This window comes from Oleiphilus sp. HI0086 (genome assembly GCF_001635225.1).
In genome coordinates this window covers 1-10,304 of the sequence record NZ_LWFZ01000621.1, presented here as the reverse complement: position 1 = coordinate 10,304, position 10,304 = coordinate 1, and the positions used below count along the sequence as shown (strand labels likewise).

The window sequence follows — 10,304 nt, the reverse complement described above, 5'->3', positions numbered from 1 at the left end:
CTAAAGCGCTAGCAAAACTGGACCCAAACAGTGCGGCCATGGTTTTTATTCTGGAGCCCGTGTGGACAGCAATCTTAGGCGCATATTTCTTAAGCGAAAGAATGACAAGCAATCAGCTGCTGGGTTGTGTGTTAATTTTTTGTGGGATACTGGTTTACCGCATACCCTTGTTACGAAGCTATTTCCGTCGCTATATAGAAGGTAGGAAGAAAGCGCCACTGAAAGAGGAGTCGCTTTAGTCTTTTGCTTCTTCCATGCTGGCGCGGCGCTCGATTAAATAATGATAGCGTGAATACTCTTTGTGGTGACGGGGAATATGTCTGACTCGATGCAGGTACTCGTCGACTTCTTTCAATAAGCTAGCATCCGCACTGCGTTTATATAGTCGTAGTAGTACTTGCGCCAAATTCAGGTTGAGCGAGATATGCCTTGGGGTGAGGGGAAGGGCGCGTCTTAGCTCCTCTGCTGCCTCTTTAACTTTTTTCTCTCCATAGAGTTTGATACCCATTTTATTAATTTTAGCTGCTCGCTGGCGGGTTTCACTGCCAATTCCCTTGTTGAGCTGCGAGTAAATATCTTCAACCAGTGCACTATCTTCTTTTGCCAGGTCAGCCGCGCGTTCCAGTAAATGTTCCGACTTGTCCTCTTCCCCCAGACTGCTTAGTGTTTGTGCTGCTAGTTTAAGGCTACTCGCAGAGAGGTCTTGAGCGTCATGACTTTCGCCTAGCAGGTCGTCAAGAGCTTGCTTGGCTTCGTCGATGTTGCCGATATTTGCATTGACATTGGCAGCGACTAATTTTGTATGCTCTTCGATATTCCCCTGATTAGCGAAGCGTTTGGCACTTTTATCAAGCAAGTCGAAGGCTTCCTTAACATGTGGGTTGGCATTGATATCGCCACCCTCTTGCTTGGCAACGTCTGCAAGGTAATTAACGAAATCGAAGCAGTGTTCTGGCCGGGCGTAGACAGACTGTTCACTGTGCTTCATTACGTTTTGATAGGCTTCGATTGCGCCCTTACTATCTTTATTTTCTGAGCATAGCTCTGCCAATTGCTTTTGTCTGTGCAGGGAGTTTGGAGACCGCGAGATAGCTTGTTCGACGGTTGCCTGGGCCTCTTTGGTTTTATCTTGTCTTTGCAGTACCTGCGCAAGAAGGTCCAAAGCTTCAACTTGCTCCGGGTCTTTGGTAATTATGACCCGTAGTAGTTTTTCTGCATCCTCATAATGTTTACGCCGAATCATGATTCTTGCCAGCCCATATTCGGCCCAGGTAAAATCGCTTGCTTTAAGGATGCCTTCGTATAGCTCGCGTGCCTCGTCGATGTGTCCGATTTTACTTAGCAGCCAGGCTTTTGTCTTCATGCAGCGAAGTACGTAATTGCCTTTCTCGGCAATTTTCTCGTCACAATATGCAATTGCTGAGTGATAGTCGCCATCATCTATAGCAGTGTCAATTGCACTCATCGCTTCTTTCATTTTTAGCGCTTTGCTTAAGCGTTGTTTCAAATCATTGGGTGTGATCGGTTTTACCAGGTAGCCATCGGGTTCGTTCTCGACGGTGCCCATAACCTTACTGCGATCAACTTCGGCTGAAACAATAAAAAATAAGTCCGAGAACTTTAACAGTTTCTTGTAGCGTAGCTCCTCAAGTAACTCCTGGCCGTTTTTGCCTTTGCCTAAGTCATAGTTGCACAGCGTAACGTCGTAATTGACGTTCTGAAAACCTGAGACAACATTTTGTGCACTGCTTGCTGTGTCAACGAGCTTAAGGCCAAGTGACATCAGTGTCTTTTTGGTAGAAAAACGGAAGGAGTCTAGTTCATCGACGATGAGAAAGCGTTTCTTGGCAAATTCTTCCAGTGACATAAGGTTTTATATGAGTGTAGATTTATGAGCTCAAATATGAGNGGAGCATGCCGCTTGGTAGGCGGGTGTTTATTTGATTATAGGTTAACTTGAGCCATTGTCTTTTTTTATTGTGACTCTATTTTAATCTTGATAGCTTGCTGACAATCACTTCTAATCATATTCCGGCCAGCACTTTTAGCATCGTAAAGCAGGCCGTCGACTCGGTTTAGAAAGCTTTCTGCGGTGTCGCACTCTCTTAGTATGGATAAGCCACCTGAAATAGTGACACTTTCTATCGGGGTGCCACCTTTCTTCTTGGTGAGCTTTGTTTTTGCGACGTTTGCTTGAACCTGATGAGCGACTGAGCTGCCACCAGCTGCTTCGGTATTAGGGAGTATGATTGCGAACTCTTCGCCGCCATAACGGGCAACAAAGTCCCCGCCTTTCACGCTGCGCTTGATCGTCTCGGCGACAAAGCGTAGTACCCGGTCTCCAACAAGGTGTCCGTGCGCGTCGTTTACACGTTTAAAGAAATCAATATCCAGAAGAATTAAGGCTAAAGGGCTATTATCTAGCTGGGATTTTTTTATCGCAGTACTGAGCTGCTCATCAAAGCCTCTTCTGTTACCTACGCCTGTAAGGCTATCTTGGTAGACCTCTTCGCCCATTTTTTCTAGAGACTCCTGAAGGCTGTTAATCTCTGAACTTAGATGATAAACCTTGCTGAGCGCTTGGTGGTTTCGGGATCTGCACTTCTTTGTTTCTGCTAATAGAACCTGAATAATTGATTGAAGGGAGTTTACCTCGGGGTCATGAGTCAGGTCGTCTGCACAGGAATATAAAGCAGCGCTATAGGACTCCATGCCGCTATTCAGTTCGCTTAATTCGGATTGAAGTAAGGTGATCAAGGCTCTTATCGCTTGACGCATTTCACTAAGCTTTTGTTCAGGAATTTCAACGAAATATTCGTTGAACAAATGTTCACAAGTGCTCGCGGAAAAATCTCCGCCTTTGGATATACGTTTATCAATCGCTTTTTTTAGGTCGAGTTTTCTATCTGCATAATATTCGTACCAAACACTATAGACTTCAGGGGTGGCGGGAATAGACAGTTCATTTATTTTTGCAACAGCTAATCGCAGCCACTTGACGCTCTCGGATAACTCGACATTTTGTCGATTATTTGAGGGCGCGTCAGAATACTTGCTCATGGGTATACCTGTTTAAACTATTACTACATTATATAGTCGAAAAGTAACTGAAATGTTAGCAAAACTTTGTTGAATTAATTTGACACTTGAGGTGAGTATTTTGTAACGCTTCCATCACTACTATTGCTACTTTGTAAATTCGTCAATCATTCGTAAGGTTAAACCCCATATGCGTCGGCTTTTGTACCAATAGCAAGGCACTGTTAGTGATACCCCGCGAGCCTTCCATTGCATACTTTCACGGTTGGCCGGAAGTTCAAAATGCTTGATTGGCACCCATAAAGTTTCAGCGACTTCATGGTTTAATACAAAATCCACATTCAGCTGTAGTTCGAAGGTGAATGCTGAAATAACCATTGGTCGTAGACCTGAGTGGGTTTTGGTGAGCTGGTCAGATATGCGCCCTAATGGTGCTAGGTGGCCGGCATCTAAGCCTATTTCTTCTCGTAGTTCGCGCAGAGCCGTGTGATAAATATTGGCATCTGTAGCGTCCATCTTACCACCAGGAAAAGCCATATCACCAGACCAGGGGTCACCCGGTCGCTCGGCGCGTTTGATCAGCAAAACCTGACGACCTTGGCTAGGGTGATCCCGAAAAATAATTGCCACGGCAGCTCGTGTCATCCACCTTCTACCGGGAATTCTTTTACCTTTGTTGTGCATACCTTGCTTGTCATAGCTCTATTTAATTTGAGAAAAATTACCTTAACATACTAAAGATAATTCATCTTCATAAAGCTCAGTGCCTGAGCTTATTCACATTAAGCAAGTTGTCGCTTATTGAAAGTAACCGTGACTCACAAGCTATCATGAGAAAAGCTTGAAGTAGATAAGTTTGCGTGTTTGAATAGCATTAAATGAGTAATGGCCGATTCTAGGCTCTGGCTCTTTATCTTCCTGTAACCTTGAGCGATAAGAACTGAAATATGCTTGATGATATAAAAGAATTCTTTGACCGCTTTGTGCGAGATTTTTCTTCATTTGATGGGGCCCTGATTGCAAGTCGATACCAAGCGCCTTATTTGGCTGTCACTTCAGATGCCGCAGTATGGGAGTGTGCAGCGCCGTCTGACCTGGTCGAATATTTCCAAAGCTTGCTTGATAAACACTCTGCAGAGGGTGTAACACATACCAAGTACGAAAACCTCGAAGTCACCGAGATTGGCCGTAGCTGCTTCCTTGCCTCAGTCACATGGACGATGATGAACGATTCGGGCGACACGGTCTCTAACTGGCGTGAGTCTTATAACTTGATCAAAACAGCTGATGGCTTGAAGATTTTTACGTCTATCGACCACTAAGTGTCCTTGCTGAATATTCATTAAAAAGCCGATGCCTTCAGTGTCGGCTTTTTCTTTTCTGCTTTCCTTAAAGTTTTTCTCAAGCGTTGCATTTGCTCTTAATTGCTTCAAATAAGCTATATTTAAAGTATGAGCCAGTTCTTATGGCATTATTCTTTGTGGAGAAGGGGCACATTACTTATGACTAAACCAAGCGATGACGAACTAAAAAAAGCCTTAGCCAAAGCTGCTGAAATGCGTGAAAGTGGTGTGGACTCTGACTTCATAGCCAAGTCTCTGTTAAGCTTAAATTACCGATTTGAGGTGTGGCAGAAAGTGGTAGATGCAGCAAAGCATTATCTGCACTCAGGTCAAGCCACGCACGAGCATGCGGTGCTGGTTAAGGCTCTAAGAGATGCAGAAGCAATCGACTCCCGCAATGAAGAGCATGAGCCGCCTCTAGGCTTGAGCTAGTTCGCTAAGCTTGCCAGCATTTTCAACGTTTTTTAGCTCAAGTTTCGCTAATTGTGGTGTGGATAAATCAATGCCCTCAATAATGGACGCCGTATATACCGCGTCATTCACGCGAAAGATTGTTCCCATCAAATGCTTTCGAATCGTTGCCGTAACTTTTGTATTTGGAATTCGATCAAGATAGATCCACAGCGTATATTCTAGTGCGTAATCACCCGCGTGCGTAAGTGCCCACTCGAATTGCCGGGTTTGGTTGATTTTAATATCGGGTTTTTCAAGGCAGTTTTCTTGCGCAAGGCTAAAAAACTTATCGATTTTCGCTTTGAAGTCTGCCAGCTGTTTTTGTCGTTCGTCTTTTGTTTTGCCATCAAATTCAGGGTAGCCAATGTTGTAGCTCAAGGCTTGGCGTACGCCATCAGTACTCGCTACGCGACTGAGGTTATCGATTTTATTTTGAATGAACTGATTGTTCCGCACGAGCGTTCGATGGTTATTACGGATGTCGTAGAGAATCACATATATCAGCGTTACCTTGCTGATGACATACTCCGTTTCATCATCGCCGATGACGACGACGTCTCCGTCTTCGAGAATTTGCGTATTCAGGATGATTAAGCCGCTAATAATATCAGGTGCCCAGATGTTGCTGGTAAAGGCTAGGAAGGCAAATAGGATTCCGAATATGCCAGTCGTTTCCAGCATACTATCGGCGCCCCAAATTTTAATGAGGGTGAACAGCGTTGCCAGAATGATGACAAACAGGATAATGATATCTACTAGACGGCTTGAGTAGGTGTCTAGAAAAACAGGCTTCTCATCAACAACTTTTTCGAGGCCGAACTTCTTGCGAGATTGGCGGCTACAAATACTGTAAATCAGGATGCTGAGATACAGAGTGGTGAGACTTAAACCCAAGTGTATAAAGAAGTTTTCGTAGCTATTGTTGAGTCTGAGAAAAACCAGATGGACGATATGAAGAATCAGCACCAGGCCGTTTAAGGCGCGAAACAGTGTGACTTTGACGCCGCTATCACGTGCGCCATCAATGAAGCTTATAATCGGCTTTGCATACAGGAATAAGCCAATGTTGAATACAAATACCAGAATATGTGCTGTCCATGTTGTTGTGGACAACTGCGGTAATAACCACTCTAAAGCTTGCATAGTAAAAGACGCCTAAGAAAAGTGAGCTTGTGTCGCATTGCTTCATGCAGACGCCAACGGTCAGATCTTAGCTAATTATGATGAACTTTAGACTTGAATCAAGGGAAAGCTTTGCTTCTCTTAAAGCCTTTATAGCTCCAGGCGTTTAATTAAGCGATAGAAATTACTTCGGTTTACGCCCAAGTCACGTGCTGCAGCCGCCTGGTTTCCCTGATGTTGGTCCAGAATATGAATAATATAATTTCTCTGGAAATCATCGACTGCGTCTTTAAGATTCCCTTTTGGTGTAAATGAAAAAAGGTTGCTGTTCGCTTCATTCACTAGCGGGTGTTCCTTGCCGTTAGTTTTTGGCTGACCGTTTTGAAGGTGAATATCCAGGTAGGAGGCGTCGATAACGATGGAACGGTTGTGTCGGCCTTGATCAGCAATCGCTTTTAATGCTGAGCGGCTGAGCATATGTTCTAACTCTCGTACGTTTCCGGGCCAATCATATTGAGTGAGGAGGTGCTTGGCATCGCTCGTGATTCTGAGTCCTTCGACACCTAAGCGCTTTTGATTTATTTCTAGTAAATAACCCGCAAGTAAGAGAATATCTTTGCCTCTTTCTCGAAGAGGGGGTATGTGAACCGGGTAGACACTTAGTCGATGGTAAAGGTCTGCTCGAAATCGATGTTCTGCGACCTCGTTTTGTAAGTCGCGATTGGTTGCGGCGACGATACGTACGTCTACCTGAATGTTCTTATCTGAGCCGACACGCTGAATCTCGCCGCTTTGCAGCGCTCTGAGTAACTTTGGCTGGATGGACAAGGGAAGCTCACCAATTTCATCAAGAAAAAGTGTCCCCTCATGTGCGATTTCAAATTTCCCCGCTCGGTCTGAAACCGCGCCAGAGAATGCGCCTTTGACGTGACCGAATAATTCACTTTCTGCAATATTCTCGGGGAGCGCTGCACAGTTTACATAAACCAACGGCCCTTTGGAGCGTGGAGACATATTGTGAACTTGTCGTGCGACGAGCTCTTTACCAACACCTGTTTCACCGAGCACCAGTACACTCAAGTCAGATTGTGCGACGATATCTAGCTCATCTTTCAGATTCATCATCACATCGCTCTGGCCGATCATCTCGCTGTCAGAGCTTTTCAGCAAAGTTTGACTGACTAATCGGTGGTGAGCTGCACTGGCTTCAAGTGAATCGATTCGTACGGCTGCCTTAACCGCCGCTTCGGTGAGTTTGGTAAATGTCCTCAGCTGGTCCTTATCAATCTGGTCAAAGGTGCCAGGTTCAAGCGCATCTAAGGTAAGTAGTCCCCACGGCTTTTCATTAATTAATAAGGGAATGCCCATACAGTCGTGTACATCAGGGTGTTGGTTGTTTTCACCGATTAATCCATCGTAAGGGTCAGGTAGGTCTGAGTTCGCCTCAAAGTGTACCAGCCCTTTTGAATGGATCACTTGAGACAGTCTGGGATGTTCAGTAATGATGAATCGTCTTCCTAGTACGTCATCGCTTAATCCTTTCATTGCAATAGGGCGAAGTTGACTGCCTTCCAGTTTCAAAACCGCCGCCGCATCGAACGGAAATATATTCTGCATATTGTTAAGCAGTCGCTGATAGCGACTTGCTTCAGGTAAGTCTCTAGGGAGGTCGGAAATGATCGCCGTAATCGTCTCGAATAATGAACCTGTTGTTGTCATATCTACCTCACTGTTGTCGAAATGATTTCTTGCTAAGGCGGTCATTATGATTTCCCTTGTTATAAATATTGTTATTTTTCAGCGCTTTATGTGTTGGTACGAAACTTGAGTATAGCTAGGTGAGACCTCCGGAATCGAAGCGGAGTATGGCAGTGAGGGAGCGGTGTTAATTTGATTGAGGTCAAGTAAACCGTCTTTTCAAATGATCTATCCACGAAGGAAGGAGGTATCTACCACTTTAAGGGTAGGTGTGGTTAGAGAGGAAGATAACGTTTTGAGAGAGACGTTGTAAGAAGATAGCAACACATATTTTTGGAGTAGTAACTTTTTTCGAACATAGCACTTCTTATAGCTTTATTGGGGATTCACGGCTTAAAGGGGGAAGTCGGACAAAAGACCCAAACGACAAATAGCGACAACAATTAACAGGAGTTCGCATACGATGAAGAACACAAAACATATATTGTCAGCATTAGCTCTAGCAATGGGCGTTGGCATGGGAGCCGGGGTTCAGGCAGCAACAAACACTGCACCAACCTTAACCCCTGAAGAATTCGACAAAGCAAAATCCATGTACTTTCAGCGTTGTGCGGGTTGTCATGGTGTATTACGTAAGGGGGCAACAGGTAAAAGTTTGATGCCTGAAGAAACCCTTAAGAAAGGAACCAAGCGTCTGTCTCGTATTATTGAGCTAGGTACTGAAGGTGGCATGAACAACTTTGATGATCTCTTCACTAAAGATGAGATTGACCTTCTTGCGAAGTATATTCAGTTGGAGCCTCCTGTTCCACCAGAGATGTCTTTAGCGATGATGAAAGAGCGGACCAAAGAATATATCGCTCTTAAAGACTATCCAACTAAACCTCTACATGGCCGTAATTGGGAGAACTTCTTTGTTGTCATTGAGCGTGATGCAGGTCTTGCTGCCATCATCGATGGTGACAAACATGAAATTGTTGCACACATCGATACGGGTTATGCAGTACACGTAATCAAGGGTACTGAGCACCATAAAACTGATCATGCGAAAGACGTAGGTCGTTTCTGGTACACCATTGGTCGTGACGGTAAGGTTAACAAGATCGATTTATGGCAGACGCCAGACAAGATGTTGGTAGCTGAAACTCAAATGGCGTATGACGCACGAGATATCGCTGTTTCCGGTGATGGCAAATATGTTATCGCTGGTGGTTATTGGCCTCCGCACTTCGTAATCATGGATGCAGAAACACTTGAACCTCTGAAAGTAGTTTCTTCTCGTGGTGTTAATGTTGACGGTGAGTATGTCGAAGAGTCTCGCGTTGCGGCGATCTACACAACACCTAATGAGCCAACTTGGATGGTTGCGATCAAAGAGTTAGGTCAAATGTGGCAGGTTGATTACAGCGACATCAATAACCTACGTATTGATCAAATGGATACTGCTAAGTTCTTGCATGATGGTTTCTTTGACCCAACAGGTCGTTACTTCCAAATCGCAGCAAACGCTTCAAACAAGATGGTTGTTGTTGATACGAAAGATCGTAAGTTAGAGAAAATGATCGATGTTGCTTCATTGCCTCACCCGGGTCCTGGTGCTAACTGGACTGATAAAGAGTGTGGCCCTGTTGGTGCAACGACTCACCTAGGTATTGGTGAAGTATCTGTTTGGGGCAACGACCCGATTGGTCATCCTGACCAAGCGTGGAAGCTGTGCTACACAGTTGAGACAGACGGTGCGGGCGTATTTATTCGTACCCATCCAACATCTCAATATGTATGGGCAGATCAGCTTAAGCACCCAGAGCCAGAAGTTCAGCAAAGTGTTCAGGTATTTGATAAGGACACACACGAAATCGTTAAAACTATTCGTGTAACTGAAGAAGAAGGTAAAGCGGCCTTGCACATGGAGTTCAACAAAGATGGTACTGAGGTTTGGGTATCTGTCTGGAACCGAACTGACAACAAGAACCCAACTGGTGAAATCGTTGTTTACGATGCGAAGACTCTTAAAGAGATTACTCGTATTAAAGGTTTAACAACGCCTACTGGTAAGTTTAACGTGTTTAACCGTGCTAACCACAAAACCTAATTACCGTTAGTAATAGTTATCTAGGTAATTAGTACTCCTGAAGAAGAGTACTTAGGTGCTCTTCTTCAACCTTCTCGGATTTAAGTAATTGAATTTTAGAATATTAAAGTTCTAGGGAGTCTCATCAATGAGTGCAGCAAATCTTGTTAAAGGTCTGATGACGAGAAAAATATTGTTCGGGGCGACAGTCACGGCAGCATTATTTTTCATGTTAGTCGGTGTCATCTTCTGGGGCGGATTTAACACTACGATGGAGCAAACCAATACCCTAGAGTTCTGTATCAGTTGTCACGAAATGGAAGACNACGTTTATAAAGAATACCAGTCAACTATTCACTACACCAACCGCAGTGGCGTTAGAGCAAGCTGTTCAGATTGCCACGTGCCTGATCCATGGGTGCATAAAGTTGTTCGTAAGATAAAAGCTTCTAATGAGTTATGGCATAAAGCTTTGGGAAGTATTGATACGCCAGAAAAGTTTGATGCCAAGCGCTTCACGATGGCAAAGAAAGTTTGGGGTGAAATGAAAGCGACAGACTCACGCGAGTGTCGAAACT

10 protein-coding genes are annotated in these 10,304 nt (G+C 44.4%); 5 read left to right on the top strand and 5 right to left on the bottom strand.

Annotated elements, in window-relative coordinates:
* Positions 1 to 239, top strand: a 239-nt coding sequence (locus tag A3756_RS07785; RefSeq protein ID WP_156490354.1) for an EamA family transporter, incomplete at its 5' end; no start/stop codon positions are given.
* On the opposite strand, the gene A3756_RS07780 is transcribed toward A3756_RS07785, so the two are convergent.
* The 3 genes from A3756_RS07780 to A3756_RS07770 form a co-directional block, all read right to left on the bottom strand.
* The gene (locus A3756_RS07780; protein WP_068514271.1) at positions 236 to 1,867 is read right to left on the bottom strand and encodes a tetratricopeptide repeat-containing response regulator; all 1,632 of its coding nucleotides are present in this window, start codon (positions 1,865 to 1,867) and stop codon (positions 236 to 238) included. The two genes, A3756_RS07785 and A3756_RS07780, sit on opposite strands and share 4 nt — an antisense overlap.
* Positions 1,868 to 1,974: 107 nt before the next feature.
* A complete protein-coding gene (locus A3756_RS07775; protein WP_068514273.1) occupies positions 1,975 to 3,060 on the bottom strand; it encodes a GGDEF domain-containing protein in 1,086 nt (361 codons plus the stop codon).
* Between the two features lie 126 nt (positions 3,061 to 3,186).
* Complete coding sequence (locus A3756_RS07770; protein WP_197470177.1) at positions 3,187 to 3,684, bottom strand: CoA pyrophosphatase; 498 nt, start codon at positions 3,682 to 3,684, stop codon at positions 3,187 to 3,189.
* A gap of 302 nt (positions 3,685 to 3,986) precedes the next feature.
* Between A3756_RS07770 and A3756_RS07765 the strand changes: the two genes are divergently transcribed.
* Together A3756_RS07765 and A3756_RS07760 are read left to right on the top strand one after the other, a co-directional pair.
* A complete protein-coding gene (locus A3756_RS07765) occupies positions 3,987 to 4,361 on the top strand; it encodes a hypothetical protein (protein WP_068514279.1) in 375 nt (124 codons plus the stop codon).
* Between the two features lie 180 nt (positions 4,362 to 4,541).
* Positions 4,542 to 4,814 (top strand): hypothetical protein, encoded by a 273-nt coding sequence (locus A3756_RS07760; protein WP_068514281.1) that lies wholly within the window; start codon positions 4,542 to 4,544, stop codon positions 4,812 to 4,814.
* Here the strand turns inward: A3756_RS07760 and A3756_RS07755 are convergent.
* Complete coding sequence (locus A3756_RS07755) at positions 4,800 to 5,978, bottom strand: mechanosensitive ion channel domain-containing protein (protein ID WP_068514284.1); 1,179 nt, start codon at positions 5,976 to 5,978, stop codon at positions 4,800 to 4,802. The two genes, A3756_RS07760 and A3756_RS07755, sit on opposite strands and share 15 nt — an antisense overlap.
* A 129-nt stretch (positions 5,979 to 6,107) precedes the next feature.
* Complete coding sequence (gene norR / locus A3756_RS07750; RefSeq protein ID WP_231875509.1) at positions 6,108 to 7,721, bottom strand: nitric oxide reductase transcriptional regulator NorR; 1,614 nt, start codon at positions 7,719 to 7,721, stop codon at positions 6,108 to 6,110.
* Positions 7,722 to 8,118: 397 nt separating this feature from the next.
* On the opposite strand from norR, the gene A3756_RS07745 reads away from it, so the two are divergent.
* Complete coding sequence (locus tag A3756_RS07745; protein WP_068514287.1) at positions 8,119 to 9,747, top strand: cytochrome D1 domain-containing protein; 1,629 nt, start codon at positions 8,119 to 8,121, stop codon at positions 9,745 to 9,747.
* Between the two features lie 127 nt (positions 9,748 to 9,874).
* A partial coding sequence (locus A3756_RS07740; RefSeq protein WP_197481247.1) for a NapC/NirT family cytochrome c occupies positions 9,875 to 10,304 on the top strand: 430 nt, incomplete at its 3' end.